Genomic DNA, 26,932 nt, shown 5'->3' with positions numbered 1-26,932 from the left:
AACGTGTCGGCACCCACCACCCGCCGCCGTTGGAGGCCGTGATGCGTGCCCCTACCCACGTCCGCTCCGGACCCCGCCTACCCCTCGTGATCACCGGCGACCCGGACCTGCTCGACGACCTGCTACGCCTGGCCGCGGCCGGTGGCGCCGAGGTCGAGGTGGCACCCGACCCGGCCGCCGCCCGCCCCCGGTACACGTCGGCGCCGCTCGTCGTCATCGGCGCCGACCAGGCCGCGCCCTGCCTGCGCGCCCGCCTGCCCCGCCGCCCCCGCGTGGTCATCGTCGGCCGCATCCAGGTCGACGAGCCCGTGTGGGAGATCGCCGAACTGCTCGGCGCCGAACACGTCGCGGTGCTGCCCACCGCCGAGCCATGGCTCGTCGACCGCTTCGCGGAACGCCACGACGGGCGTACCGGGCGGGTGCTGGCCGTGATCGGTGGCCGCGGCGGCGCGGGCGCCAGCGTCCTCGCCGGGGGCCTCGCGGTCACCGCGGTCGGCGCGGGCCTGCGTACGTTGCTGGTCGACGCCGACCCGCTCGGCGGCGGACTCGACCTGGTCCTCGGCTGGGAGCAGGTGGACGGTCTGCGCTGGCCCGCGCTGACCGGCACGGGCGGCCGGGTCGACCCGCCCGCCCTGCTGCGGGCCCTGCCCCACCGCGGCGACCTGGTGCTGCTCTCGTTCGCCCGTGACGAGCCGCCCGCGGCCGGGTCCGCCCCGGCGCGGCACGACGCCGTACCCGGTGAGGCGATGGCGGCCACGCTGGACGCCGCCCGCCGGGGCCGCGACGCGATCGTCGCCGACCTGCCCCGTCACCTGGACGACGCGGCGGCCCTGGCCCTGCAGGCCGCCGACCGGGCCCTCATCGTGGTCCCCGCCGAGCTGCGGGCCACCGCCGCCGCGGCTCGCGTCGCCGCCACGGCCGCCGTGCACTGCGACCGGCTAGAGGTGGTGGTCCGTGGCCCCGCGCCCGGGCGCCTCAAGGCACGCGAGGTGGCGAGCGCGCTGGGCCTGCCCCTGGCCGGGACGCTGCGCCCCGAGCCCCACCTCTGCCAGGCGCTGGAACGCGGCGAAGCACCCGCCGCCGACGGGCGCGGCCCCCTCGCCGACCTGTGCCGCCGGCTGATCGACGACCTCGTGGCCGGCACCCACACCGCGGCCGCAGCGTGAACGCCCCGCTCGGTCCCGCACTCACCGAACGGGTCCGCCACCGGTTCGCCACCGCCGGTGTCGAGGCGACGCCCGCCGCCGTCGTCACCGCCGTACGCGGCGAACCCGATGCGGCGCTCCTCGGTGACACGACCCTGCTGCGCCTCGCCGACCAGGTACGCGACCACCTCGTCGGCGCGGGACCGCTCGCGCCGCTGCTGGCCGACGAGCGGGTTACCGACGTGCTCGTGAACAACCGGGAGGTCTGGGTTGACCGAGGCCACGGCCTGCAGCGGGCGCGCGTGGACGTCGGCGGGCCGGACGACGTACGCCGTCTCGCCCAGCGGCTCGCGGCCGCCTGCGGACGTCGGCTCGACGACGGCCAGCCGTACGCCGACGCCCGGCTGCCCGACGGGACCAGGCTGCACGCCGTGTTGCCGCCGGTCGCCACGGGCGGTCCCTACCTGTCGTTGCGTACCTTCCGGCACCGCCCGTACACCCTCGCCGAGCTGGTGGAGCGGGGCACCGTACCGGCCGCGGTGGCGCCGGTGCTGGCCGCGGTGGTGGCCGCCCGGCTCGCGTACCTGGTGGTGGGCGGCACCGGCAGCGGCAAGACGACCCTGCTCGGCACGCTGCTGGGACTGGTCCCACCCACCGAACGCATCGTGCTCGTCGAGGACGCGGCCGAGTTGCGCCCGGTGCACCCCCACGTCGTCGGGCTGCAGGCCCGTACGTCCAATGTCGAGGGTGCCGGTGCGGTCGCTCTGACCGACCTCGTGCGCCAGGCGCTGCGGATGCGTCCCGACCGGCTCGTCGTCGGGGAGTGCCGGGGAGCCGAGGTGGTGGATCTGCTGGGCGCACTCAACACCGGCCACGACGGTGGGGCGGGCACGCTGCACGCCAACACTCCCGCCGATGCCCCGGCACGCCTCGAAGCCCTCGGCATGCTCGGTGGCCTGCCCCGGGCCGCATTGCACGCCCAGGTGCTGGCCGCGCTGCAGGTCATCCTGCACGTCCGGCGTACTGGTGCGGGTCGGGTGCTGGAGTCCGTCAGCGTGCTGCGTCCGGCGGGCGACCACCACCTGGCAACCGTCGTACCGGCGTGGCGGCGCGGGCACGGCACCGGACCGGGAGCGGTGATACTCGCCCGGCTGCTGACGGAGCGCGGTTCTGCCGTACCGGCCGTACTGGCGGGTCGGGCGCTCGGGCGCCCGGTGGCCCCGGCTGTGTCGGATCCAGCCCGTGGGCGTCCGGAGGCACCAGCCAGAGTTCAGGAGTCGGCTCGCCCGGACGCACCGCCTGCTCGTCGGGGCTCGGCATGACGGTCGACCGGTTGTTGCTGGCCGCCTGCCTCGTCGTCGGTGCCGTGGTGGTGGCGTGGCCCGGAATGCGGGCAACCCGGAACCGGCTCCACCCGGCTACGCGGCCGACCGGCCGACCGCATCAGCACGGTGCGCCGGAGGCCCGAATCGTTCGCCGGTTGCCCGGTGGCGGGCCCGTCTCCGTCCGCCACCTCGTGGCACCGGCTGCCCGGGCGTGGGCGGCCACGCTTGCCGTCCACCCGGTCCGTGCTCTCGCGGTCTCTGCCGGGGCGGCCGTGATCGCGGGCTGGTTGCTGTCGGGGGTGGTCGCCGGGCTGACCGCCGCGGTGTACGCGGGGCTCGGGTGCCGGGCGCTGACCCGCGCAATGGCCCGTCGGCATTCGGCCGCCGCCGGCGCCCGCGCACTGGACGACCTGTGCGCACTCGCCGCCGACCTGCGGGCCGGGATGCCACCGCCCGTGTCGCCTGTCCCGGTGCCCGCAGGATCACCGGCATTCGTCGAGTCGCGGCCTGGTCCGTCGTCCGCCGCCACGGAGCAGCGCCGGCTCGCCGAGCTGACCGACGCGGTGTGGCGCCTGGCCGAGCACACCGGAGCCCCGGCCGCCGACCTCGTCGAACGGCTCGAAGCGGATGCCCGCGCCGGAGCCAGGGCCCGCGCCTCGGCGGCCGCGCAGGCCGCCGGCGCCCGGGCCACGGCCCTGCTGCTGGCGGCGTTGCCCCTGGGCGGCATCGCGCTCGGGTACGCGATCGGCGCCGACCCGCTGCGCGTGCTGCTGCACACCACGCTCGGAGCGGTGTGCGCGCTCGGTGCGGCGGCACTGCAAGGCGCGGGCCTGCTGTGGGCCGATCGCCTGACGACCGGTGCCGTGGCCAGGTGACGGTGTTGCTGGTCGCGGCGAGCGCGATCATCGCCGCCGCCACCCTGCGTCCGCGCCGGGGCAGCGGGCACCGCCTGGCCCACCTGCGCCGTACCGCGACGCGGCGACGCTCCCGTGACCCGCGGCTCCTGCTCGCCGTCCTGTCCGCGCTGGCCGTCGCCGGAGTGATCGGCCGGTGGTGGGGCGTGCCCCTCGGTGGTGCCGTCGGGGTCGCCGTGGATCGGTTCCTGCGCCGCAGGCAGCCCGCGGCGGTGCGCGCCGCCCGGCTGCGCGCCACGGCCGACCTGCCGCTGTGCGCGGATCTGCTGGCGGCGGCGTTGCGGGCCGGCGCGCCCGTCGACCGGGCGGCCGCCGCCGTGGCCGACGCGCTCGGCGGCCCGCTCGGCCAGCGACTGGCGTGTACGGCGCGATCCCTGCGGCTCGGGGCCGACCCACCCGAGGCCTGGGCGCACCTGTCCGACGTGGACGGCGCCCCGCGCCTGATCGCCGCCGCGATCCGCTCCAGCGCCAGCGGTGGCGCCCTCGCCGGTGCGCTCGTCCGGCTCGCCGACGATCTGCGCAGCGACCGCACCATCGCGGCCGAGTCGGCGGCCCGTCGTGCGGGTGTGTTCATCGTCCTTCCGCTCGGGCTGTGCTTTCTGCCGGCCTTCGTGCTCGCCGGCCTCGTGCCGGTGGTGGTCGCCGTCCTCGGCGACGTGCTGTGACCAGGGAACACCCACAGAAGAGGAGAGACGTATGCGCAGACTCATCGCCCGGCTCCGCGGTGACGCGGGGATGAACACCGCCGAGTACGCGGTCGGGACACTGGCCGCGGTCGCCTTCGCTGGCATCCTGCTCAAGGTGCTGACGAGCGGCAACGTACAGGCCGCACTGACCGCGGTGATCGACCGGGCGCTGAAGTGATCCCGCGCCGGTGGCCCGGCCGCGACCGGGGCTCCTTCACCGCCGAGTTCGCGGCCGGGCTGCCGGCGCTCATGCTGCTCCTGCTCGCGGGGCTCACCGCGGTCGACGCGGTGACGACCCGGGCCCAGTGCGTGGATGCGGCCCGCGAGGGTGCCATCGCCGCCGCCCGCGGCGAATCGGGCACCGAGGCCGCGGCTCGCGTCGCACCGCAGAAGTCCACGCTGGACGTACGGACCGGAGCGGATGTGGTCACCGTGACGGTGACCACGCGGGTCCGTGTCCTCGGCGGCGGCCTGCCCGGCCTCACCGTGCAGGCCATCGCGGTCGCCGCCCGCGAGCCCGACCCCGGTATCCCGCCGGGCACGCAGACCGGCCCGGCGGAGATCCCGTGACAACGCCACCGGTCCGTGCACACCGGCGTGTGGCGGAAATCCCCGCACCCGCGGAACCTGCCGAAACCCCCGCACCGGCGGAATCCGCCGAAACCCCGTCGCGGGACCGAGGTGCGGCGTCGCTGCTGGTGCTGGCGATCGGTCTCGTGCTGGTCGCCGCCGGGGTCGCCGGAGCCGCGGTCGGGGCGGCTCGGGTCGGACGGCACGAGGCGCGGACCGCCGCCGATCTCGGCGCGCTCGCCGGTGCGGCGCGAGTCGCGGAGGGTGCGGAGGTGGCCTGCGCCGAGGCGGCGCGTTTCGTGGCCGCCAACGGGGCCAGGCTCAGCTCATGCGTGGTCGAAGGGCTGGAGATCGTCGTGCGTGCCGAGGTGAGCGTGACACCCCTGCCCGGGCTGACCCGGCGAGCTCGGGCGGCGGCCCAGGCCGGGCCGGTGCAGCCACCGCCGCCGACGGGCCCCGTGGAATCGGCCCGAGCACTCGCTCACGGGCCTGCCGTCCCTGCCGCCTCACAGGTCACTGCGGGGACCCGGCACCAGGTGGGGACTGTCCGCGGGCGAATCCGGCAGGGCGTCCAGGACTGCGTCCAGCACGGCGACCGCGGCCCCCTTGGCCAGCGGACTGTTGCCGTTGCCGCACTTCGGCGACTGCACGCAGGACGGGCACCCGCTGTCGCACCCGCACGACGCGATCGCCTCCCGCGTGGCGCGCAGCCATGCGGCAGCCGTGTCGTACGCCCGCTCAGCGAAGCCGGCCCCGCCCGGGTGTCCGTCGTAGACGAAGACCGTGGACGCCTCGGTGTCGGCATGGTTCGCGGTCGACAGGCCGCCGATGTCCCAGCGGTCACACGTCGCCATCAGCGGCAGCAGGCCGATGGCCGCGTGCTCGGCCGCGTGCAGCGCACCCGGTACGTCCGCCGCCGCCACGCCCGCCGCGGCCAGCGCCTGTGGCGAGATCGTGAACCAGACGGCCACGGTCCGCAGCTCGCGTACGGGCAGGTCGAGTGGCCTGGTGTCGATCACCTCGCCGGTGCGCAGGCGGCGCCGCTGGTACGACACCACCTGGCTGGTCACATCCACCTCACCGAGGAACAACCCGACCGGCCCCGCGTCGACGTACTCGCGGACCTCGGCCACGGACAGGTTCGTGACGTCGCGAGCATGGGTCGAGAAGTCCGGTTCCGCGGGGTGCACCAGCGCCACCGCATCCTCCAGGTCCAGCCCGTCCACCAGATACGACACACCCTGGTGCAGGTACACCGCACCGGTGTGCAACTGCAGGTGCGCCGAACCCGGATCGACGGTGCCGAGCAGGCGCCCGGTCGCCGACTCGACCACCGAGACCGCGGCGCCGCCCGTCCCGCGCAGATCCACCTCGGGCCGGCCGCGATGGGTCCAGTACCAGCCCGACGGCCGGCGTCGCAGTGCGCCCGTCTCGGTCAGCACCGCGACCGCGTCCCGCGCCGGGGCGCCACCGAACAGTTCCAGATCATCCGAGGTGAGCGGCGCCTCGGACGCGGCGCAACACAGTTGCGGGCCCAGCACGTACGGATTGGTGGGATCCAGCACGGTCGCCTCGACCGGACGGCCGAACAGCGCCTCCGGATGATGCACGAGGTATGTGTCCAGCGGATCGTCGCGGGCCACCAGCACCGCGAGCGCCTCCCCGCCGCTGCGCCCCGCCCGTCCCGCCTGCTGCCACAGCGACGCCCGGGTGCCGGGATAGCCACAGATCAGGACCGCGTCCAGGCCGACCAGGTCGACCCCGAGCTCCAGCGCGTTGGTGGAGGCCAGCGCGAGCAACTCGCCGGTGAGCAGCGCCCGCTCGATGGCACGCCGATCCTCCCGCAGGTAACCCCCGCGGTAGGCGGCCACCCGGTCGCCCAGACCCGGCACTGCCTCGTCGAGGGCTCGCCGTGCCATGCTCGCCACGACCTCGGCACCGCGGCGGGAGCGTACGAACGCCAACGTACGGGTGCCCGCAGCGACCGCCTCGGTGAGCAGGTCGGCGGTCTCGCGCAGCGCCGAACGACGCACCGGCGGCAGCTCCACCTCGACGGTCTCGCCGCCACCAGCCGCGGCACCGGGCCCGGCGGCGGCATCGAGGCTGTCACCGTCAGAACCCGCACCTCCCGTGACGGCAGCGTCGAGGATTTCGCTGCCTTCGGTCGGGTTGCCCGCCGCCCGGCTCCCCGGGTGGGTGGCGGTCGCGTCGTCGAGCGCCGTTCGCGGCCGGACCGGCTCGGGGCCGAACTCCGGCGGCAGCAGTGGGGGCTCCCACAGGGCGAAGGTCACCGCCCCGCGCGGGGACGCGTCCTCGGTCACGGCCACCACGGGCAGCCCGGTGAGTCGCGACGCGGTGTCCGCCGGATCTCCCGACGTGGCGGACGCCAGCACGAACGTCGGCCGGCTGCCGTACCGGGTGGCGGCGCGCCGCAGCCGACGCAGTACGTGTGCCACGTGGGAGCCGAACACGCCCCGGTAGGTGTGGCACTCGTCGATCACCACGTACGTGAGCCTGCGCAGGAAGACACCCCAGCGCGCGTGGCCCGGCAGCAGGGAGTGGTGCAGCATGTCCGGGTTCGTGAGCACGAACCGCGCGTGCTGCCGGATCCACTCCCGCTCCTCACGCGGGGTGTCGCCGTCGAGCGTGGCGGGGCGGATGCCGTCGAGGTCGAGCCGGGTGATCGCGCGCAACTGGTCGGCCGCGAGCGCCTTGGTGGGCGACAGGTACAGCACCGTGGCGCGCGGGTCGGCCAGCAGGGCGCTCAGCGCGGGCAACTGGTACGCCAGGCTCTTGCCCGAGGCCGTGCCCGTGGCCAGCACGACGTGGCTGCCGCCATGGGCCAGCTCGGCCGCCGCGGCCTGGTGCTCCCACAGCGCGGCGATGCCGCGCCCGGCCAGCGCGTCGCGCAGCGGTGCCGGGGTCCAGGCCGGCCACGGCGCGGGACGGCCGTCCCGCGCGGGCACCCGCTCGACGTGGGTGATCGGCGACCCGTCGGCGCCGCCTCGCTCGCCGCCAAAGGCCATGCTGCCGCCGCCTGGCACGCCGCCGAAGGTCATGTCGCTGTCGTCTGGCTCGCCGCCACGAGCCATGTTGCTGTCGTCTGGCTCGCCGCCACGAGCCATGTTGCTGCCGCCTGGCGCGCCGCCAGGGGCCATGTTGGCGCCGGTCCGGCCGCGCAGCCGGTGCAGCAGCTCAGTGGGCCCGAGCGCCGGCGGCCCGGCAGCGGCGACGGGCGCCGGTGGCCCGGTGGAGACGGCGCGGGCGGCGGTGGTCACGGCATGCACTCTGTCACCGGTGTGCCCCGAACCTCAAACGGGTACGCCGTGGGTGCCGCGCGCGGCTCAATGGTCGACGGTGGTTAGATTCGCTGGGGAGATCGGCTGGGTGGTGGGGGCAGTCCCCGGCGAGAGGAGGACCGATGGAGCTGTCGCTGGCGACCCGGACCGTCGCCGAGCACACGGTGCTCGAGGTGGGCGGCGAGGTCGACGTCTACACGGCTCCGCGGCTGCGGGAACGCCTCGTCGAGCTGGTGGATGCCGGTGCCCGCAACGTCGTGGTGGATCTGGGCCGGGTCGACTTCCTCGACTCCACGGGGCTCGGCGTCCTCGTCGGCGCCCTCAAGCGGCTGCGGGCGGCCGGCGGCACGTTCGCCCTGGTCTGCGCCAAGGAGCCGTTGCTGAAGATCTTCCGGATCACCGCTCTCGACCAGGTGTTCCCCATCTATCCGTCGGTGGAGGCGGCGACCTCGGCGACCCCGGGTGAGCACCGCGGCAGCGGTCCGACGGCGTGATGGCGACGGTACGGCTGTCCTTCTCGCCCGCCCCGGTGCACGTCCGGACGGCCCGGCTGGTGGGTGTCGCGGTGGCTCGGCGGGCGGGGGTCGCCGAGGAACTGCTCGACGAGGTCCGGCTCGCGATCGGCGAGGCGTGCACCCGTGCGGTGGCCCTGCACCGCCAGTACGGCCTGCCCGACCTCGTGATGGTGGAGATGTCCGATTCGGACTTCTACACCGTGAGCGTGATCGACCGCGCGCCGATCGAGGCCAGTGTGGGTCTGGCGAAGTTGCCGCCCGACGAGCTGGCCGATGAGTCGCTGACCGACGAGGCGCTCACCACCGGCGTCGGGTTCGCGCTCCTGGCCGGTTTCGTCGACGACCTCCAGGTACGCCCGGTCGAAGAGGGCGCCGGCACCGAGGTCCGCATGGTCTGGCCGCTGCACCGCCGCTGACGCCAGGCACCGACCACCGCGAACGGCACCGGACCACCGTGAGGGCGCACGCCCGCGCGCCACTGAAGCAGGCGCCCTGAATCCGCACACTCCCGTGTCGGAAACCCGTCCGTGCCAGGCGGATGCTTCTCGCAGGTGATCTCGGGGCCCGCGCGGGCGAATCGCGGTGTCTGTCGGCTCTGGCCTGGAAGGACACAGGACGGCCCCGATCTTGCGCGGTGCGGCGAGTCGCCGCCCTTTCGCCGTACATATCGCCTAAAAAGGACACGCACAAGAAACCGCCGTAATGCGCGGGCCTGACAGCCTACCCAGCAACGGCTTCGCTAACACAGCGGTAAACATCACCACGACACGGCCGGGTCCGGGTGTGACCGCCACCACCCACGGCCTATAAAGTACGCGAGTTATCAGCACCTGCTCCTGGTCCCGCGTCCGCGGGGCCCAGTTGTCGTCTCCCCCGCGCGGGGATGCGTCCGGCGGTTTCGTCCACCGCCCGGGCGCGGTCGGTGTACAGGAGGACATTGATGTCCGGGACCTCCACATCCCTCGCCGCGGAGAGCGGCGGGTTGTCCCTCAGCGGTGACAACCTCACCTACGTCATCGTCGCGGTGGCCTTCGCGTTGGTGGCGCTGGGCTTCGCCGCGGCGTTCGTCAGGTCGGTGCTCGCCACCGGTCGCGGCACCACCAACATGCAGGAGATCGCGGGCGCCGTGCAGGAAGGCGCCTCGGCGTACCTGTTCCGCCAGTTCAAGACGTTGGCGATCTTCGTCGTTCTCGCGGTCGTGCTGCTGTTCCTGCTGCCGGTGCACAACACCGACAGCGAGGTCGCGGTCAAGATCGGGCGGTCGCTGTTCTTCATCGTCGGCGCGATCTTCAGTTCCTTCATCGGCGGAGCCGGGATGGCGCTGGCGACCCGTGCGAACCTGCGGGTGGCCGCGGCGGCCGGCGAGTCCGGCGGCCGGGAGAAGGCCATGGGCATCGCGTTCCGCACCGGCGGCGTGGTCGGCTTCCTCACGGTCGGCCTGGGCCTGTTCGGCGCCGCGCTGGTCGTACTGATCTACCGCGGTGACGCACCGACCGTGCTGGAGGGCTTCGGCTTCGGCGCCGCCCTGCTGGCCATGTTCATGCGGGTCGGCGGCGGCATCTTCACCAAGGCCGCCGACGTCGGCGCCGACCTGGTGGGCAAGGTGGAGCAGGGCATCCCCGAGGACGACCCGCGCAACGCGGCCACCATCGCGGACAACGTGGGCGACAACGTCGGCGACTGTGCCGGCATGGCGGCCGACCTGTTCGAGTCGTACGCGGTCACTCTGGTCGCGGCGCTGATCCTGGGTCAGGCCGCGTTCGGTCAGAACGGCCTGATCTTCCCGCTGATTGTCTCGACCATCGGCGTGGTCATCGCGATCGTCGGCGTCTTCATCACCCGCCTGCGCGCCTCGGACCGCAACGGCCTGACCGCCATCAACCGGGCGTTCTACATCTCCGCGGCGCTGTCCGCGATCCTGGTCGCGGTGGTCAGCTTCCTGTACCTGCCGGCGACGTTCGGCGAATTCGGCAACATCGCGGCAGGTGTTGCCGAGAGCGGCCGCAACCCACGGTACGTGGCGATCGGCGCCGTGGTCATCGGCATCGTGCTGGCCGCCGCCATCCAGGCGCTGACCGGCTACTTCACAGAGACCAACCGCCGTCCCGTGCAGGACATCGGCAAGTCCTCGCAGACCGGCGCGGCCACGGTCGTGCTGGCCGGCATCAGCGTCGGCCTGGAGTCGGCGGTGTACTCGGCGCTGCTGATCGGCGCCGGGGTGTTCGGCGCGTACCTGCTCGGCGGCACCTCCATCACGCTGTCGCTGTTCGCCGTGGCGCTCGCGGGCACCGGCCTGCTCACCACGGTCGGGGTCATCGTCGCCATGGACACGTTCGGCCCGATCTCCGACAACGCGCAGGGCATCGCGGAGATGTCCGGCGACATCGACGAGCAGGGCGCTCGGATCCTCACCGAGCTGGACGCGGTCGGCAACACCACCAAGGCGATCACCAAGGGCATCGCGATCGCCACGGCCGTGCTCGCGGCGACGGCGCTGTTCGGCTCGTACACGAACACGCTGGCGTCCTCGCTGGCCGACGCGGGAATCGAGCCCGGCCGGGTGGCCGCCGAGATCCTCGGCCTGCTGAACATCAGCAACCCGCGCAACCTGGTCGGCCTGCTGGTCGGCGCCGCGGTGGTGTTCCTCTTCTCGGGCCTGGCCATCAACGCCGTCTCCCGCTCCGCGGGCGCGGTCGTGATGGAGGTACGCCGCCAGTTCCGCGAGTTCCCCGGCATCATGGACCGCACCCAGCGCCCCGAGTACGGCCGCGTGGTCGACATCTGCACCCGGGACGCGCAGCGCGAACTCATGACCCCCGGCCTGCTGGCCATCATGGCGCCGATCGCGGTCGGCTTCGGGCTCGGCGCGGGCGCGCTCGCGTCGTACCTGGCCGGGGCGATCGGTGCGGGCACGCTCATGGCGGTCTTCCTGGCCAACTCGGGCGGCTCGTGGGACAACGCCAAGAAGCTGGTCGAGGACGGCGCCTACGGCGGCAAGGGTTCCGACTCCCACGCCGCCACGGTGATCGGCGATACGGTCGGTGACCCGTTCAAGGACACCGCGGGCCCGGCCATCAACCCGCTGCTCAAGGTGATGAACCTGGTGTCGCTGCTCATCGCGCCCGCCGTGGTGACGCTGAGCGTCGGCACGGACAAGAACGACCCGGCCCGGATCGCCATCGCGGTCGTCGCGGCGCTGGTCATCGTGTCGGCGGTCGTGTTCAGCAAGCGCAAGCCGATCTCGATGGGGGACACCCCGGCGACCGGCGACGGCGCCGAGGCAGACGCGCCGGCCAAGGTCAACGCCTGACCCGAAAGATCAACGGTACGGGGGCATCCGGTGGGTGCCCCCGTACCTTGTGCGCACCCGTGCAGGCGATCGAGCGTCGCTGCTGTCGGTCGTTGCCCGTACGCTGCATCCCATGCGTCCGGCTCGACGGGGATCACTGCCCCTGCTGCTTGCCCTCGCCATCCTCCTGGCTGCCTGCTCCAGCGCCCCCGGCCCGCGCGACTGGGCCGAGTCGGTCTGTACCGTGCTCGCCCCCTGGCGCACCGAGATCGGCACCCTGGCGACCCGCACCCAACAGCAGATGACCGCCGCGACCACCCCGGCGCAGGCGAAGGAGAACCTGGTGCGCCTCTTCGGCGGCGCCGAGGCGGCCAGCGAGCGGGCCCGCGCCGGCGTGGCGCGGGCCGGCGTCCCCGACGTCGACCACGGCAGACAGGTCGCGGACAGCTTCACCACCTCCCTGGGCGCCATGCGCGACGCGTACGGGCGGGCCCGCAGCGGCATCGAGGCCCTGGGCACGAGTCCTGCCAAGACCTTCTATAACCAGGTCGGCGCTGTCGTCGACGCCCTCAACGCGGACTATCGCCGCAGCGAGCTGGACACCAGCAAGCTCGACTCGAAGGAGCTGAGCCAGGCGTTCGACGACGTGCCGGAGTGCCGCTGACCATGACGGAGCCGGGTTGGCCGCTGATTCCGCGCGAGATCCTGCCCGCGCCGGTCCCGGCCGCCCGTCCCGCCGAACCAGCGGGCGCCCGGCGCCGCGGCGGGGGTGCCCGTGCGGTCGGGTCGCCCGACGCCGGCCGCCAGTTGTCGATCTTCGGCGTGGAGGCCGCCGAGCCGTCGCCCGCCGACCTGGCCGGGCTGCTGGCCGGCCCCGGCCGTCTCGGGCGGATGGGGGGCACCGCGCGGGTGTCGGTCCGGGTCGACGCCGCGTGGCGGGTGCACGTCCTGGCGGCCGAGCTGATCGCCCGCGGCCTCACGGTGACCTGGTCCCTTCTCCCCGACCAGGAGCCCCACCCACCGGAGCCGCTCACCGCCCGCGACGACCCGGCCCGCGACGACCCGGCCCGTGACGACCCGGCCCGTGACGACCCGGCCCATGGCGACCCGGCTCGTGACGACCCGGCCCGTGACGACTTGGCCTATGACGACCTTCCCCGTGAGGACCCGGTTTACGACGAGCTTCCCGCTGCCTCTGTTACCGATGACTTCGAGGGCGAGGACTTCGGCGCCGAGGGCCCAACCGCCGAGGACCACGTCAGTGACAGCCCCGTGACCGAGGGCATCACGGGGGATGCCTCCGGGCGGGGCGGCGCTGGGTTGGACGAGCGGGCGGTGGACGTCGCCATACAGGGCGCTCCGGGCGGCGGGCCGGAGCGCGCCGCCGGGTCCACCGGGACGGAAGCGCAGGCCCGCGCCAGGCCGGGCGGTGTGGTGGGTTTCGAGGTGCGAACGGCGTACTCGAGCAGATTGAACGGTCTTGCCCGCTCCTGGCCGCCGCCCGCGGGCGGCCTGTTCCTGGACGGCGCGCGGCTGCGGCTGTGGGTGGCCGCCGCGGGTGCCCCGGGTCACGGCGGCTACGTCCTGGGGATGGGCGCCCTGGCCGATCAAGATCGAGATACCGTCGGAGCCGCGCTGTCCAGAGCCGGGCTGGCCTCGGTGCTGTCGGATGATGGACTCGGCTTCGTCATCACCGGCCGCAAACGCCTGTCCCGGCTCGCTGAGCTGGTCGGAGACCGGCCCGCTGCGGCACCTGCGGCCCTGTGGCCGGGCGGGACGACTTCGTGATCTTCTCGGATTGTGTGCGACAAGACGCCCCGTTCGCGGTGTACGGTGTCGCCGTCGGACGCGTGCGGTGGCCGGACCGTTACCATCCGGCTCCGGGCTGCCCGGGGAATGGCTTCTCGTCCGGCGCGTTACGTTGAACGTCCGCGGATCGCCACCCGAAACGGGGACCCGTCGAACGAGTACGAAGTGTGGGAGTGCCGTGCCGAGTGACACCAGGACGACCCGTCTGGTCATCGTCGAGTCCCCGTCGAAGGCCAAGACGATCGCCGGTTACCTGGGGCCCGACTATTTCGTCGAGGCCTCCTTCGGTCACGTCCGTGACCTGCCCCGCAACGCGGCCGACGTCCCGGCCAAGTACAAGGGCGAGTCGTGGGCGCGCCTCGGCGTCGACGTCGACAACGGCTTCCATGCGCTCTACGTGGTCTCCCAAGATCGCAAGCAGCAGATCGCCAAGCTGCAGAAACTCGCCAAGGAAGTAGACGAGATCTTCCTCGCCACGGATGAGGACCGCGAGGGCGAGGCGATCGCCTGGCACCTGGTCGAGACGATCAAGCCGAAGGTCCCGGTCCGCCGGATGGTCTTCCACGAGATCACCAAGCCCGCGATCCAGGCCGCCGTCGCGAACCCCCGCGACATCGACCGCGACCTGGTCGACGCGCAGGAGGCCCGGCGCATCCTCGACCGGCTCTACGGGTACGAGGTCAGCCCGGTGCTCTGGAAGAAGGTGATGCCCCGGCTGTCCGCAGGCCGTGTGCAGTCCGTGGCGACGCGCATCGTGGTCGAGCGGGAGCGCCAGCGGATGGCGTTCCGCACCGCGGAGTACTGGGACATCAACGCCCTGCTGGCGGTGCAGGGGCAGGCCGACGGGCCGCGTACCTTCTCCGCCACCCTGATCGCGCTGGACGGCGACCGGATCGCGACGGGCAAGGACTTCGAACCCACCACGGGTCAGGTCAAGCCCGGCGCGGCCGTGGTGCACCTCGACGGCGACGGAGCGCGCGGTCTCGCCGCCCGGCTGGAGGACCGGCCGTTCACGGTCACCCGGGTCGAGGAGAAGCCGTACCGGCGCCGGCCGTACGCGCCGTTCATCACGTCCACGCTGCAGCAGGAGGCGGCCCGCAAGCTGCGCTTCTCCGCCTCGGTGACGATGCGCACCGCGCAGCGGCTGTACGAGAACGGCTACATCACCTATATGCGTACGGACTCGGTGAACCTGTCCGAGACCGCGCTGGCCGCCGCCCGCCGCCAGATCGCCGAGCTGTACGGCGAGGCCAACGTCCCGCCGCAGCCGCGCCGCTACACCGGCAAGGTGAAGAACGCCCAGGAGGCGCACGAGGCGATCCGTCCCGCCGGCGACAACTTCCGCACGCCCGGCGAGGTCGCCAAGGAGCTGTCCGCCGACGAGTTCAAGCTGTACGAGCTGATCTGGCGCCGCACGATCGCCTCGCAGATGACCGACGCGGTCGGTAACTCGGTTTCCGTGCGGATCCGCGCGATCTCCACGGCGGGCGAGGAGGTCGACTTCGCCGCCACCGGCAAGACGATCACCGATCCGGGCTTCCTGCGGGCGTACGTGGAGTCCTCCGACGACGAGAACGCCGAGGCCGAGGACGCCGAGCGCCGCCTGCCCAACCTGGTCAAGGACCAGCCGCTGACCGCCGACGAGCTGACCGCGGTCGGCCACCACACCTCCCCGCCCGCCCGCTACACCGAGGCGTCGCTGGTCAAGGCGCTGGAGGAGCTGGGCATCGGCCGCCCGTCGACGTACGAGTCGATCATGCGGACCATCCAGGACCGCGGGTACGTCACGAAGCGCGGCCAGGCGCTGATCCCCGAGTTCCTCGCGTTCGCGGTGATCGGCCTGCTCGAAGGGCACTACCCGCGGCTGGTCGACTACAACTTCACCGCCGCCATGGAGAACCAGCTCGACGAGATCGCCGGCGGCGACTTCGCGGCACTGGACTTCCTCACCTCCTTCTACTTCGGCAGCGACAACTCGGGCGACGACTCCATCGCCAAGGCCGGCGGCCTGAAGAAGATGGTCACGGAGAACCTGAGCGAGATCGACGCGCGCTCCGTCAACTCCATCCCGCTGTTCACCGACGAGTCGGGCCGCGACGTGGTCGTCCGCGTCGGCCGGTACGGCCCGTACCTGCAGCGCCAGGTGCCCGGTGCGACAGAGGAGGCCCCCGAGGACCGGGTGTCCATCCCGGAGGGCGTCGCCCCCGACGAGCTGACCCCGGAGAAGGTCAACGAGCTGTACCTGGGCGGCGGCGGCGAGCGCAGCCTCGGCGAGGACCCGGCCACGGGCGAATCGGTGCAGCTCAAGTCGGGCCGCTTCGGCCCGTACGTGCAGGCCGGGGAGCGCAAGTCGTCGCTGCTGCGTACCCAGTCGCCGGAGACGCTGACGCTGACGGACGCGCTGCGGCTGTTGGAGCTGCCCCGCACGGTCGGTGTCGACGAGGCCGGCGCCGAGATCGTGGCCGCGAACGGCCGGTACGGCCCGTACATCAAGCGGGGCACCGACTTCCGGTCGCTGGACAGCGAGGCGAAGCTGTTCACGGTCACCCTGGATGAGGCGCTGGCGCTGCTGGCGGCGCCGAAGACGCGCCAGCGGGGCGCTGCCAAGCCGCCGCTGCGGGAGCTGGGCCCGGACCCGGCCACCGAGAAGCCGATGGTCATCAAGGAGGGCCGCTTCGGGCCGTACGTGACCGACGGGGAGTACAACGCGTCGCTGCGGCGCGGGCAGACCCCGGAGGAGCTGACGGTCGAGCAGGCGTCGGAGATGCTGGCCGAGAAGCGCGCGAAGGGTCCCGCCCCGCGCAAGAAGGCCGCCGCGAAGAAGGCCCCCGCCAAGAAGGCGACCGACGGCGAAGCCACCCCCGCCAAGAAGACGGCCGCGAAGAAGACGGCGGCCAAGAAGGCCCCGGCGAAGAAGGCCGCCGCCAAGAAGGCGACCCCCGCCAAGGCCACGGCCGCCAAGAAGGCCGCCCCCGCCAAGGCAACGGCCGCAAAACCGACCAACACGTCACCGGCGACCGCTCAGACGACCACCAACGCTTCGCCCGCCCCGATTCACTGAGGATCTTGGTCGGAGTTCGCCCCCAGGAGGGCGGAAACCGACCAAGATCTCAATCAGCGCCGCGCCAGCCCGCCGCGTGGAGGGCGGCGTGGAGTTGCGTCACCACGGCGGTGGGGTCGTGTCGGATAGCCCACGCGGGAAAGCGGAGTATTCGCTCACCCGCGATCCACAGGGTGTTCTGGCGGCTCATGTCCGCCCACGCCTGCCGCACCTCGAGATGATGCCCGCCATCCACCTCGACGTGTACCTGCCACTCCTCGAACAGGGCGTCCAGGAATCTCCACCGCCCCACGGCGTCCCGGCGCATGACCTGCAATCGCGGCTCGGGCAATCGGTGCCGTCGGCAGAGCCCGATGAAGTCGATCTCGGCAAGGGAGTGGGCACCCCCTGCCGCATCGTTCACCGCCTGCAGAATGGCCCGACGCCGACGTGCCCGGGGTAGCCGATCGAGGACTGCGCGGACGTCCGCCGCCCGGACCAGCCGCTGCTGGAATCCGGCTGCCACGATCGCTTGTGCTTCGGCAACCGTCCGGGCCCACTGGGCCGCGTCCACCAGCGACCGGGCGGCCCGGGTCCGAGGCGGGCGTCCGATGGTCAGCACATCGCATTCGTCAAGCGCGTTGCTGCGGTGCACCACCACACCGACGGGCACGCTGCGCCCTTGAGTTCCCGGAGGCGCCAGCACATGGATCGTCGGGGTGGAGTAGCCACGCAGGTCGATGGCGGTGAGCCCGGCAAGCACTGCCGCGTGACCGATGGACAGCACGGCGGCCCAGCGGTGCTGGGCCGGACCGGCCGGGCCGTTGTGGGTCAGAAATATGGAACGGTGCAGGCGTTGCCATCGTCCCGAGGCGAGGCGGTGCCGCACCGCCTTCTCGGTGAGGTACCGAAGTGCCTGGGCCATGGTGATGACGCCGGACTGGTGGTCGAGCAGGGCATCCACGCGACTCATCGTCCCGGCGGCGGTAGGCCCTGTGGACCGCCTGTGGATAACTGCGTCAGGGGCCCAGCACGCGGTCGAGGTAGGGGTTGGTGAAGACCCGGTTCGGGTCGAGCTGGTCGCGGGCGGCGAGGAAGTCCGCAAAATGCGGGTACGCGGGCCGCAACGACTCCGCATCCCGGTAGTGCAGTTTGCCCCAGTGCGGCCGCCCACCCAACGGCGCACACACCGCCTCGAACGCCCGGAAGTACGGCTCGTACGGGCTGCCGATGAACTGGTGCACCGCCACATACGCCGACTCCCGCCCGTACCCGTGCGACAGCCACACGTCGTCCGGCCCGGTGAACCGCACCTCGACCGGGAACTGCACCTTGAACGGCATCCGCTCGATGATCCGGGGCAGGGCGTCCAGCACCTCGGGCAGCGCGGCGCGCGGGATCTCGTACTCCATCTCGGTGAAGCGCACGCGTCGCGGCGTACAGAAAACGCGGTCCGACCGGGCCGTGTAGCTGCGGGCCGTGAGGGCCCGCGCGGCGACCGCGCTGATCGGCGCGACGGTGGCCGGGACCGCCCGGCCGAGCCGGCACACCGCCTCGAAGACGGTGTTGGAGAGGAACTCGTCGTCCATCCAGCCCCGGAACTTCGACAGCGGACGGTCGTCGGCGGCCACCGGGTTGTTGCGCTTGAGCTGCGCCCGGTCGGTGTACGGGTACCAGTAGAACTCGACGTGCTCGTTGGAGGCGAGGTGCTCGTCGAGCCCGGCGAGGACGTCGGGCAGTGACATCGGCCGTTCGTCGGCCAGCAGCGTGAACGCGGGAACGCAGCGCAGCGTCACCTCGACCATGACGCCGAGGGCGCCCAGGCCGAGCCTCGCCGCTGCGAACAGTGGCGACGAGGCGTCGATCCGTTCGACGGTGCCGGAGCCGGTGACCAGGGTGACCGATTCGACGACGGACGCCAGGGTGGCGTGCCCGAGCCCGGTGCCGTGGGTGCCGGTGGAGATGGCTCCGGCCACGGTCTGCGCGTCGATGTCGCCGAGGTTGGGTACGGCGAGGCCGTGGCCGGCCAGCAACATGTTCAGGGCGTACAGGGGCATTCCAGCCTGGACCGTGACCAGCTGCCCGTTGACGGACACCGGCGCGGCGAGGCGAGAAAGGTGCAGCCGCAGGTCGTCCGCCACCGCGATGTCCGTGAACGAGTGCCCACTGCCGACCGCCTTGATTCGGCGGCCTGTGGCGCCTGCCTCCTTGACGAGCGCGACGACTTCATCGACGCTGCCAGGAGCGGCGACGTCGACGGCGACGGACTGCTGATTGCCTCCCCAGTTCCGCCAGCGGACGGATCCCACGGGCGGTGCGATGTCACTGGTCATTCCGGCCTCTCCCTCCCGACGAGCGGACAGTCGCACAAAACCGGGAGCGCCTTCGAGACCTGGCGTCCCGTCGATGCTCCTCGCTCGTTGATCCGAGTAACGTTCCGATTAATACTGCTGAGAGGGAGTGGCGACGCGTGTCGACACCAACCGTCACCACCGGGCCACTGCGCCGGGTTCCGGTGCAGGGCAGAAGCGTTGCCCGGGTCCAGCGCATGCTCGACGCCTGCGCCGAGCTGGTGGACGAGGTCGGGTACGAGGGCCTGACCACCACACTGCTGGCCGAACGAGCCGAGGTCGCCATCGGCTCGGTCTACCAGTTCTTTCCGGACAAACGAGCCATCGTCCAGGCGCTCGCGATGCGCAACATGGACGCCTACCTGCAGGACCTGTCGACCCGGTTCGGCAACGAGACGTTCGCGCACTGGTGGGACGGGGTGGACGCGGGCATCGACGCGTACATCGCGATGCACCGCAGCGTGCCGGGCTTCCGTACCCTGCACTTCGGCGACGTGGTGGACGTGCACCTGCTCGACGCCGAGCGGGACAACAACGCGGTCATCGCCGAGCGCCTGGCCGAGCTGCTGGTCGACCAGTTCCAGCTGATGGACCGGGTGCGGCTGCGGTTCGCGCTGCAGATCGCGGTGGAGGCGGCGGACGCGCTGATCAATCTTGCGTTCCGGCGCGACCCGGTCGGCGACGAGGCCGTGCTGGTCGAGGCGAAGGCGCTGATCCGCGAGTACCTGCACCGCCACGTCGACGCGTAGCTCAGCCGAGGAAGGCATGGCCTTCTCCGCGATACGTCGGGGTCGGCGTGGCCGTGTGACCGTCGACGAGTTGCAGCTCGTTGAGGTGTTCGCACAGCTCGCCGGCCTTGGCGTGGCGGAACCACACCCGGTCGCCGGGCCGTAGCCGGTCCGCGGCCGCGCCGACCAGCGGCGTCTGCACCTCGCCGGCGCCCTCGTCGCCGCGGAACCGCAGCCCCTCGGGCAGCCACGGCATCGGCTGCCGGGACACCCCGGGCGGCCCGGAGGCGATCCAGCCGCCGCCGAGCAATGTCGCGATGCGCGGCGCCGGGCGCCGGACCACGGACAGCGCGAACAGCGCCGCGGGCTGCGGCCGCCATGCCGTGTACCCGTCGAACAGGGTCGGCCCGTAGAGGCCGGACCCGGCGGTGATCTCGGTGACCGCGGGGTCGGCGGCGGTGGCGGCCACGCTGCCGGTGCCGCCGCCGTTGACGAATTCCAGGTCGGCGTGCTCGCGGACCGCGGCCACCGCGGCCGCGCGGCGCCGCAGCAGTTCCGGGTACGAGCGGCGCTGCATGAGCCGGATCGCCCGCCCGCGCAGAGCCTGCCCCGGCGGGGCGTCGCCGAGCCCCGCGATGTGTGCCTCGTAGGACATCAGCCCGACGAGGGAGAAGCCGGGCCGGGCGACGAGCCGCCGCGCCAGCACGCCCGCCTGCGCCGCCGAGTGCACCGGGGAGCGGCGCACCCCGACGTGCAGCGGCCCGGCCGGGCGCCAGGAGGCGTCCAGGTCGAGGCAGAGCCGGACCGTGGGCCGTTTGCCGGGGCTGGTCACCTGGTCGACCAGGTCCAGGTGGGCGGCGCTGTCGACCATCAGAGAGATGGCCGCGGCCAGCTCGGGGTCCGCGGTCAGCTCACCGAGGGCGGCCCGGTCCACAGACGGGTACGCGACGAGCACGTCGTCGCTGACTCCGGCGCGGACCAGCCAGATCGCCTCCGGCAGCGTGTACGCCATGATTCCGCGCCAGCCCGGGCGGGTAAGCACCCGGTCGAGCAGGGCCCGGCAGCGTACCGACTTGCTGGCCACCCGGATCGGCTTGCCGCCGGCCCGGTCGGTCAGCGCGGCGGCGTTGGCGTCGAAGGCGGCCAGGTCCACCACGGCCAGGGGCGTTTCCAGGTGGGCCGTGGCACGGTCCAGCCGTTCCCGGAGGGCGGCGCGTTCACCGATCACACCGGCACGCTAATGCCTGCGATACTGATGTGAAAAGGCTTCATTTCTGCGCCACCTGAACGTGCGTACCCCCAGCCCGCCGCGCCCGCCGGTTACAGTGCTCCGAGCAGCAGTCACGGGAGGTAGGGCCATCGACACCGAAGCGGGCTCGGAGCGCGCGGACAGCGGACCGGTAGATCTCTCCGGTTTCGCCGCGCTGCGCTCGGTGCTGCGCATCCGGCCGTTCCGCCGGTTGTGGCTGGTGCTGGGCGCCGCCTCCTTCGGCGACTGGCTCGGCCTGCTGGCCACGGCCCTGTTCGCGTCGTCGCAGGTCAGCGGCAGTGCAGCGCAGGGGGCGGCGTTCGGCGGCACGATCGCGGTCCGGCTGCTGCCGGCCCTGCTGCTCGGCCCCATCGCCGGCGTCATGGCCGACCGGTTCGACCGCCGTTACACCATGGTCATCACCGACCTCATCCGTTTCGTGGTGTACCTGTCGATCCCGCTCGTGCCGCTGCTCGGTGCGTCCGGGGCGGTCACGGTCACCTGGGCCGCCATCGCCACCTTCATCGGCGAGACGATCACCCTGATCTGGATCCCGGCCAAGGAAGCCGCGGTACCCAACCTCATCCCGAAGTCGCGGATCGAGGTGTCGAACCAGCTCACCCTCGTCACGACGTACGGAATCACTCCGGTTTTGGCGGCCCTCGGCCTGTCCGCCATGACCGCGATCGCCCAGCATTCCGGGGTGCCGCTGCCGCACTGGGCGGAGCCCGTGGTGCTCGCGCTGTACTTCAACGCGTTCTCCCGGCTGGCCACCGCGCTGGTGGTGTTCTTCGGCATCCGCGAGATCGGCGGCAAGAGCCCCGAGCGGCAGCAGGACGCCCAGCAGACCATGCTGCGGCAGTTCTCCGAGGGCTGGAAGTACATCGGCACCACCCCGCTGGTCCGGGGCCTGGTGCTGGGCATCTTCGGCGCGTTCGCGGCCGGCGGCATCGTGATCGGCACGGCCCGTACGTTCGCCACCTCGCTGGGCGCCGGTGAGGCCGCGTTCTCGCTGCTGTTCGGCACGATCTTCATCGGTCTCGCGCTCGGCATCGGGCTGGGCCCGATGATCGTCAAGGACCTGTCCCGGCGCCGCTGGTTCGGCATGAACATCGTGCTGGCCAGCGCGTCGGTGACGTTCCTCGGCTTCGCGTTCCACCTGTCCATGGCGCTGCTCGGTGCGCTGCTCGTCGGCGCGGGCGCCGGCATGGCGTTCCTCGCGGGCACCACCCTGCTGTACGGCGAGGTCGGCGACGAGGTGCGCGGCCGTGTCTTCTCCGTGGTGCAGATCGGCACCCGGATGGTCCTGCTGCTGGCCATCACCCTCTCCGGCTTCCTGGTCGGGATCGGCAGTTCCCGCCGGGTCGCGATCGGCGGCCTCGCGGTGGACATCTCCTTCACCCGCGTGCTGCTGATCGGCGCCGGGCTGGTCGGGGTCTGGGTGGGCATCAGCGCGTTCCGGCAGATGGACGACAAGCGGGGCGTACCGGTGCTGGCCGACCTGTGGGGTTCGCTGCGCGGGCGCCCGCTGTCCGCGGCCGAGCCGTTCCCCCGGCACGGGTTCTTCGTGGTCTTCGAGGGCGGCGAGGGCGCGGGCAAGTCCACCCAGGTCGAACGGCTCGCCGCGGCGCTGCGGGAGACCGACCGCGAGGTGGTGGTGACCCGCGAGCCGGGGGCCACCGACGTCGGTGCCCGGATCCGTGGCCTCGTCCTGAACTCCGACGACGCCGCCCCGTCGGCCCGCGCGGAGGCCCTGCTCTACGCCGCCGACCGCGCCCACCACGTCGCCACGGTGGTCCGCCCGGCGCTGGCCCGCGGCGCGGTGGTGATCAGCGACCGGTACGTGGACTCGTCCCTGGCGTACCAGGGTGCCGGCCGTACCCTGCCGGTCCAGGAGATCTCCTGGCTGTCGGCCTGGGCGACCGGCGGTCTCAAGCCCGACCTGGTCGTCCTGCTCGACGTCGACCCCGGCGTCGGCCTGGGCCGGGTCGACGCCCGTGGCCTCGGCGTGGACCGGTTGGAGAGCGAGTCACGGGCCTTCCACGACCGTGTCCGGTACGCCTTCCTCGACCTCGCCGCGGCCGACCCCAAGCGGTATCTCGTGCTGGACGCGGCCCGGCCGCCCGCCGAGGTCGCCCACGCCGTGCACAGCCGGGTGACGACCCTGCTCGGCCCCGGCGGCACCGCACAGCCGCCACCGGCGCCGCCCGTCGGCCCGCCGGATCCCGCTTGGGACGAGGCGGACTTCGCGGCCGTCCCGCCGGAGGCCCCGCCGGGTGGCCGTCACCCCTGACCGGGTCCGGCGGTGACCCTCCGAGCCGTCCGGCCCCGGCCGTGACGGTCACGCAGACCTTCCGGCGGTCCCCGGGCCACCGCGGTGGGTCGTTCTGTCGGTCCCGCGCCCTACGATCGACGGGTGCCTGCCACCATGAGCGACGCTTCCCCTGACGCCGCCAGCAACGCTGGCTCCGGCGGCCCTGCCGGCACCGACCACCCGGTCGGCCCGGGCGTCTTCGCCGACCTGGTCGGGCAGGACGAGGCGGTCGAGACGCTGCGCCGGGCGGCGGCGTCGGCGGCCCGGATCGTGGCCGGGTCCGCGACCGGCAACGGCGCGATGACCCACGCCTGGATCTTCACCGGGCCGCCCGGCTCGGGGCGTTCCGTCGCCGCCCGGGCGTTCGCGGCCGCCCTGCAGTGCGAGCGCGACGGGATCGGCTGCGGCGTCTGCCACGGCTGCCACACCGTGCTCGGCGGCACCCACGCCGACGTGCGTTTCGTCGTGCCGGAGGGGTTGTCCATCGGGGTCGGGGAGATGCGCGCCCTGGTGTTGCGGGCGAGCACGGCCCCGTCGGGCGGCCGCTGGCAGGCCGTCGTGATCGAGGATGCCGACCGGCTCACCGAGGCCGCCGGAAACGCGCTGCTCAAGGCGATCGAGGAGCCGCCGCCGCGGACGGTGTTCCTGCTCTGCACCCCGTCGACCCACCCGGACGACATCTCCGTGACCATCCGGTCGCGCTGCCGGGTCGTGCCGCTGCGCCAGCCACCCGCCGACGCGGTCGCCGCGGTGCTCGCGGGCCGCGACGGCGTCGCGCCGGACGTCGCGGCCTGGGCCGCCGCGGCCGCGCAGGGCCACGTCGGCCGTGCCCGGCGCCTCGCGAACGATCCCGAGGCACGCAACCGTCGCGACGCGGTCCTGGCGGTCCCGCGTCGCCTCACCGGCGTGGGCGCCTGCTTCGACGCGGCGTCCGCACTGATCGAGGCGGCCGAGGCCGAGGCGGCCGCGTCCGTCAGCGCGGCGGACGCCACCGAGCGGGCCGCCCTCGAACAGGCCCTGGGCGCCGGCGGGACGGGCCGGGGCGCGGCCGCGGCGATGCGGGGCGCCGCGGGCCAGCTCAAGGATCTGGAACGCCGGCAGAAGTCACGTGCCACCCGCGCCCAGCGCGATGCGCTGGACCGCGCCCTCGTGGACCTGGCCGGCTTCTACCGCGACGTGCTCATCACCCGTTTCGGCGCGCCGGTCGACACGGTCCACACGGACACCGCCGAGGTGTCCGCGGCCGCCGCCGGCCGGTGGTCGCCGGAGAGCACGCTGCGCCGGCTGGAAGCCGTCCTGGCCTGCCGCGACGCCATCGAGCAGAACGTCAAGCCGCGGATCGCGGTCGAGGCCATGATGCTGGCCCTCTGGCGGGGCTGATACCCGACATCCACAAGGGACATCCAAGGGTCGCGGCGAGGTCGCTCGATTCGGTACGGTTCGATGCCGACAGCAACGCCCGCGGCACGCCCGGTGAGGAGCGGTGGATGGCGCGTGAGATCGACGAGGCGTGGATCGACGAGGCAGTCGATCGATACCGCCGCATCGACGTGTTGCGCGCCGAGTTCGACAAGGCCGTCGCGGCGCACGTGGTCTCCGTCCGTTCGCCCGACGACACCGTCGAGGTCCTGGTCACCGCGGCCGGCGACATCACGGACGTCCGCTTCCGCGGCAGCCTGCAACACCGCAGCGCGGCGGATCTCGCCCGGGAGGTGCAGGCCGTGGTCGCCAACGCGGCCGAGGCCGCCCGGTGGGCGCGGGGAAAACTGCACGACGAGGTGTTCGGCGGCTTCCGGGCGCTGGGGGAGTGCTGAGATGGAGTCACTTGCCGATCGGCTGGGCGCCGCCGTCGACCGAATGACCACAGTGGACCGGTCGCTCGCGAGCATGGGCATCCCGGCCGGGGCTTTCGCCGCGGACGAGGCGGGGCTGCCGGGCCGCCTCGGCCGCGCGGTGTACGCGCACTGGTCGGCGGTGCTGGCCGCCCGTTCGCGGGAGGCCGCCGAGGCCGCGGCCGGGCTCGCCGACCTGGCGCAGGATCTGCGGGCCACCGAGCAGGGCTACACAGAGATCGACGAGGCGGTCGGCCGTCGCGTGGAGCGTCACGGTCCACTGTGGTCCGCCGAGAGGGGCTCCTGATGGACCGGCTCGGCCAGCTCGTGGACGCCAGTGCGCCGCTGCTGCGCCGGGTCGACGAGGTGCTCTCCGCGGCCGGTGCCCCACCGGGTCATCCGGTCTGGCCGGAGCTGCGCCGCGTCCGCCTGCTGCCCGGCGACGCCGTTCGCGCGGTGTCCGCACTGCGCCCCACCGAGCTCGCCGATGCCGCGCGGGAGCTGCACGCCGACGCACACACGTACGCGGACGTCGCCGAGTCGCTGCCCCCGCCCGGTGCCTGGTCGGGCGACGCGGCCGGGGCGTACGACGACGCGCGCCGACGGGCCGCCACCCATCTGAGCGGCGCCCCGGACAGCCTGGACCTGCGCCTGGCGGCCACCGCGGGGCTGGCGGACGGTTTGGCCGAGTGGATGGAGCAGACCCGTGCCGACCTCGCCGGGGCGCTGGCCGAATCCCTCGGTTCCACGGCGGCGGTGACCCTGGCGACGGCCGGACCGATCGACCCGGCCGACTGCCCACAGGTGCTGGCGGCGGCCGAGATCGGGCAGCGGCTGCTGCGGACGATCCGGGAACGCTACGACGTGGTGGCCGACCTGCTGCACGGCACCGCGGAGCTGGCCGAGGTCCGGCCCGCCCCGCCCCGGCCACGGGGCTGACTCGCGCCGCGGCGGCTTGGGCTGGCGAAATCAGGCATTTGGTGCGACCCGCAGGGCCCCGTAGGGTTGGGCCCATGGGCATGCTGTGCGCGGTCAGTTTCAACCGGTACGGGCGGCTCTACTACCTCGACCCGGGCGAATTCCGCCCGGCCGTCGGCGAGCGCGTGCTGGTGCCGACCGACGACGGCCCTGAGGTGGCGGAGTGCGTCTGGGCCGCCCAGTGGGTCGAGGAGGACACCGACCGATTCCCCCGGGTCGTCGGGCTGGCCGACGAGCGCGACCTGCGCCGTGACGAGCTGCTGCGCAAGCGCAAGGCCGAGGCGAAGGTGGCCGCCAAGAAGCTGATCAAGGCCCATGACCTGCCGATGAAGGTCGTCGCCGTCGACCACGTCCTCGATCAGGGCGGGACCGGCGGCTCCCGCACCACGATCTACTTCACTGCGCCGCACCGGGTCGACTTCCGTGCCCTGGTCCGCGACCTCGGCGCCACGCTGCACTGCCGGGTCGAGCTGCGCCAGCTCTCCGCGCGCGACTCGGCCCGCGTGCAGGGCGGCATCGGCTCGTGCGGCCGGGACCTGTGCTGCGCGACCTTCCTCACCGACTTCGAGCCGGTGACCATCCGCATGGCCAAGGACCAGGATCTGCCGCTCAACCCGCTGCGAATCTCCGGCGCGTGCGGGCGGCTGATGTGCTGCCTCAAGTACGAGCATCCGCTGTACCAGAAATTCCAGGCGTCAGCGCCGAGCATCGGGTCCCGCGTCAGCAGTCCCGAGGGGGAGGGCCGGGTGGTGGGCCACAGCGTCCCGCGGGACGCTGTCGTGGTGCGGCTCGACGCCGACGGCACGCGGTGCTCCTGCAGCCGGGCGTCGGTCTGCGGCCCCCGCCAGGCCCACGACGAGCACTACACCTGAGCGTCCGGGTCGGGTC

The 26,932-nt window shown here is 73.2% G+C and carries 22 protein-coding genes and 3 pseudogenes; 21 read left to right on the top strand and 4 right to left on the bottom strand.

The window, feature by feature from the left end:
* Positions 1–89: 89 nt before the first annotated feature.
* The 7 genes and pseudogenes from ssd to ACMCNN_RS28095 form a co-directional block, all read left to right on the top strand.
* On the top strand, positions 90–1,166 hold the full coding sequence (gene ssd, locus ACMCNN_RS28125) for a septum site-determining protein Ssd (protein ID WP_412747302.1): 1,077 nt from the start codon (positions 90–92) through the stop codon (positions 1,164–1,166).
* Positions 1,163–2,341: pseudogene (locus ACMCNN_RS28120) on the top strand (TadA family conjugal transfer-associated ATPase); the annotation flags it as partial. The gene ssd and the pseudogene ACMCNN_RS28120, both read left to right, overlap by 4 nt.
* 122 nt (positions 2,342–2,463) lie before the next feature.
* Positions 2,464–3,345, top strand: a complete 882-nt coding sequence (locus ACMCNN_RS28115) for a hypothetical protein (RefSeq protein ID WP_412743493.1) — start codon at positions 2,464–2,466, stop codon at positions 3,343–3,345.
* A 29-nt stretch (positions 3,346–3,374) separates the two neighbouring features.
* A complete protein-coding gene (locus ACMCNN_RS28110; RefSeq protein ID WP_412747301.1) occupies positions 3,375–4,049 on the top strand; it encodes a type II secretion system F family protein in 675 nt (224 codons plus the stop codon).
* 31 nt (positions 4,050–4,080) lie between these two features.
* Entirely contained in the window at positions 4,081–4,248 is a 168-nt protein-coding gene (locus ACMCNN_RS28105) for a DUF4244 domain-containing protein (RefSeq protein WP_412743492.1), read from the top strand.
* Positions 4,245–4,640, top strand: coding sequence for a TadE family type IV pilus minor pilin (locus ACMCNN_RS28100; protein WP_412743491.1), 396 nt, complete (start codon positions 4,245–4,247; stop codon positions 4,638–4,640). The genes ACMCNN_RS28105 and ACMCNN_RS28100 overlap by 4 nt, the downstream gene beginning before the upstream one ends.
* Positions 4,637–5,059 (top strand): annotated as a pseudogene (locus ACMCNN_RS28095) (Rv3654c family TadE-like protein); the annotation flags it as partial. The gene ACMCNN_RS28100 and the pseudogene ACMCNN_RS28095, both read left to right, overlap by 4 nt.
* An 87-nt stretch (positions 5,060–5,146) precedes the next feature.
* On the opposite strand, the gene ACMCNN_RS28090 reads toward ACMCNN_RS28095, so the two are convergent.
* Positions 5,147–7,666 (bottom strand): DEAD/DEAH box helicase, encoded by a 2,520-nt coding sequence (locus ACMCNN_RS28090; RefSeq protein WP_412747300.1) that lies wholly within the window; start codon positions 7,664–7,666, stop codon positions 5,147–5,149.
* A gap of 395 nt (positions 7,667–8,061) precedes the next feature.
* Between ACMCNN_RS28090 and ACMCNN_RS28085 the strand changes: the two genes are divergently transcribed.
* From ACMCNN_RS28085 to topA, 7 genes and pseudogenes are all read left to right on the top strand, one after another.
* On the top strand, positions 8,062–8,433 hold the full coding sequence (locus ACMCNN_RS28085) for an STAS domain-containing protein (protein ID WP_412743490.1): 372 nt from the start codon (positions 8,062–8,064) through the stop codon (positions 8,431–8,433).
* Positions 8,430–8,870 carry an ATP-binding protein gene (locus tag ACMCNN_RS28080; RefSeq protein WP_130510329.1) on the top strand — a complete coding sequence of 147 codons (441 nt, stop codon included), beginning with the start codon at positions 8,430–8,432 and terminating at the stop codon, positions 8,868–8,870. The genes ACMCNN_RS28085 and ACMCNN_RS28080 overlap by 4 nt, the downstream gene beginning before the upstream one ends.
* A gap of 524 nt (positions 8,871–9,394) precedes the next feature.
* Entirely contained in the window at positions 9,395–11,764 is a 2,370-nt protein-coding gene (locus ACMCNN_RS28075; RefSeq protein ID WP_412743489.1) for a sodium-translocating pyrophosphatase, read from the top strand.
* A 112-nt stretch (positions 11,765–11,876) separates the two neighbouring features.
* Positions 11,877–12,407, top strand: coding sequence for a hypothetical protein (locus ACMCNN_RS28070; RefSeq protein ID WP_412743488.1), 531 nt, complete (start codon positions 11,877–11,879; stop codon positions 12,405–12,407).
* Positions 12,408–12,409: 2 nt separating this feature from the next.
* Positions 12,410–12,748, top strand: a pseudogene (locus ACMCNN_RS28065) (hypothetical protein); the annotation flags it as partial.
* The gene (locus ACMCNN_RS28060; protein ID WP_412747299.1) at positions 12,725–13,531 is read left to right on the top strand and encodes a hypothetical protein; all 807 of its coding nucleotides are present in this window, start codon (positions 12,725–12,727) and stop codon (positions 13,529–13,531) included. The pseudogene ACMCNN_RS28065 and the gene ACMCNN_RS28060, both read left to right, overlap by 24 nt.
* A 199-nt stretch (positions 13,532–13,730) precedes the next feature.
* A complete protein-coding gene (gene topA, locus ACMCNN_RS28055; protein WP_412743487.1) occupies positions 13,731–16,613 on the top strand; it encodes a type I DNA topoisomerase in 2,883 nt (960 codons plus the stop codon).
* 49 nt (positions 16,614–16,662) lie between these two features.
* Here the strand turns inward: topA and ACMCNN_RS28050 are convergent, their stop codons facing one another.
* Positions 16,663–17,556 carry a DUF559 domain-containing protein gene (locus ACMCNN_RS28050; protein ID WP_412743486.1) on the bottom strand — a complete coding sequence of 298 codons (894 nt, stop codon included), beginning with the start codon at positions 17,554–17,556 and terminating at the stop codon, positions 16,663–16,665.
* 55 nt (positions 17,557–17,611) lie between these two features.
* Complete coding sequence (locus tag ACMCNN_RS28045; protein WP_412747298.1) at positions 17,612–18,913, bottom strand: D-arabinono-1,4-lactone oxidase; 1,302 nt, start codon at positions 18,911–18,913, stop codon at positions 17,612–17,614.
* Positions 18,914–19,062: 149 nt separating this feature from the next.
* Here ACMCNN_RS28045 and ACMCNN_RS28040 point away from each other — a divergent pair, with 149 nt between their 5' ends.
* Entirely contained in the window at positions 19,063–19,692 is a 630-nt protein-coding gene (locus tag ACMCNN_RS28040; RefSeq protein ID WP_412743485.1) for a TetR/AcrR family transcriptional regulator, read from the top strand.
* A 1-nt stretch (position 19,693) separates the two neighbouring features.
* Here ACMCNN_RS28040 and ACMCNN_RS28035 read toward each other — a convergent pair whose 3' ends face one another.
* Positions 19,694–20,899, bottom strand: a complete 1,206-nt coding sequence (locus ACMCNN_RS28035; protein ID WP_412743484.1) for an amino acid deaminase/aldolase — start codon at positions 20,897–20,899, stop codon at positions 19,694–19,696.
* 241 nt (positions 20,900–21,140) lie between these two features.
* On the opposite strand from ACMCNN_RS28035, the gene tmk reads away from it, so the two are divergent.
* The 6 genes from tmk (at position 21,141) to ACMCNN_RS28005 (ending at position 26,916) form a co-directional block, all read left to right on the top strand.
* Complete coding sequence (gene tmk, locus ACMCNN_RS28030) at positions 21,141–23,213, top strand: dTMP kinase (protein ID WP_412747297.1); 2,073 nt, start codon at positions 21,141–21,143, stop codon at positions 23,211–23,213.
* Between the two features lie 123 nt (positions 23,214–23,336).
* Positions 23,337–24,614: a DNA polymerase III subunit delta' gene (locus tag ACMCNN_RS28025; protein WP_412743483.1), complete on the top strand. Its 1,278-nt coding sequence runs from the start codon at positions 23,337–23,339 to the stop codon at positions 24,612–24,614.
* 107 nt (positions 24,615–24,721) lie between these two features.
* On the top strand, positions 24,722–25,048 hold the full coding sequence (locus tag ACMCNN_RS28020; RefSeq protein WP_412743482.1) for a YbaB/EbfC family DNA-binding protein: 327 nt from the start codon (positions 24,722–24,724) through the stop codon (positions 25,046–25,048).
* A 1-nt stretch (position 25,049) separates the two neighbouring features.
* A complete protein-coding gene (locus ACMCNN_RS28015; RefSeq protein ID WP_412743481.1) occupies positions 25,050–25,373 on the top strand; it encodes a hypothetical protein in 324 nt (107 codons plus the stop codon).
* Entirely contained in the window at positions 25,373–26,005 is a 633-nt protein-coding gene (locus ACMCNN_RS28010) for a hypothetical protein (RefSeq protein ID WP_412743480.1), read from the top strand. The genes ACMCNN_RS28015 and ACMCNN_RS28010 overlap by 1 nt, the downstream gene beginning before the upstream one ends.
* A 74-nt stretch (positions 26,006–26,079) precedes the next feature.
* Positions 26,080–26,916, top strand: coding sequence for a stage 0 sporulation family protein (locus tag ACMCNN_RS28005; RefSeq protein WP_412743479.1), 837 nt, complete (start codon positions 26,080–26,082; stop codon positions 26,914–26,916).
* The last annotated feature ends 16 nt before the right edge of the window (positions 26,917–26,932 follow it).

The sequence above is a fragment of the Krasilnikovia sp. MM14-A1004 genome (assembly GCF_047159485.1).
In the GTDB taxonomy this organism is placed as follows: Bacteria; Actinomycetota; Actinomycetes; order Mycobacteriales; family Micromonosporaceae; genus Actinoplanes.
This window is presented reverse-complemented; position numbering and strand designations above follow the sequence as displayed.

Bases quoted from the DNA above. Each gene is read 5' to 3' on its own strand.
- ACMCNN_RS28070 (WP_412743488.1), top strand. From the start codon at position 11,877: ATGCGTCCGGCTCGACGGGGATCACTGCCCCTGCTGCTTGCCCTCGCC.
- ACMCNN_RS28085 (WP_412743490.1), top strand. From the start codon at position 8,062: ATGGAGCTGTCGCTGGCGACCCGGACCGTCGCCGAGCACACGGTGCTC.
- ACMCNN_RS28115 (WP_412743493.1), top strand. From the start codon at position 2,464: ATGACGGTCGACCGGTTGTTGCTGGCCGCCTGCCTCGTCGTCGGTGCC.
- ACMCNN_RS28020 (WP_412743482.1), top strand. From the start codon at position 24,722: ATGGCGCGTGAGATCGACGAGGCGTGGATCGACGAGGCAGTCGATCGA.
- ACMCNN_RS28005 (WP_412743479.1), top strand. From the start codon at position 26,080: ATGGGCATGCTGTGCGCGGTCAGTTTCAACCGGTACGGGCGGCTCTAC.
- ACMCNN_RS28015 (WP_412743481.1), top strand. From the start codon at position 25,050: ATGGAGTCACTTGCCGATCGGCTGGGCGCCGCCGTCGACCGAATGACC.
- ACMCNN_RS28090 (WP_412747300.1), bottom strand. From the start codon at position 7,666: ATGGCCTTTGGCGGCGAGCGAGGCGGCGCCGACGGGTCGCCGATCACC.
- ACMCNN_RS28075 (WP_412743489.1), top strand. From the start codon at position 9,395: ATGTCCGGGACCTCCACATCCCTCGCCGCGGAGAGCGGCGGGTTGTCC.
- ACMCNN_RS28105 (WP_412743492.1), top strand. From the start codon at position 4,081: ATGCGCAGACTCATCGCCCGGCTCCGCGGTGACGCGGGGATGAACACC.
- ACMCNN_RS28010 (WP_412743480.1), top strand. From the start codon at position 25,373: ATGGACCGGCTCGGCCAGCTCGTGGACGCCAGTGCGCCGCTGCTGCGC.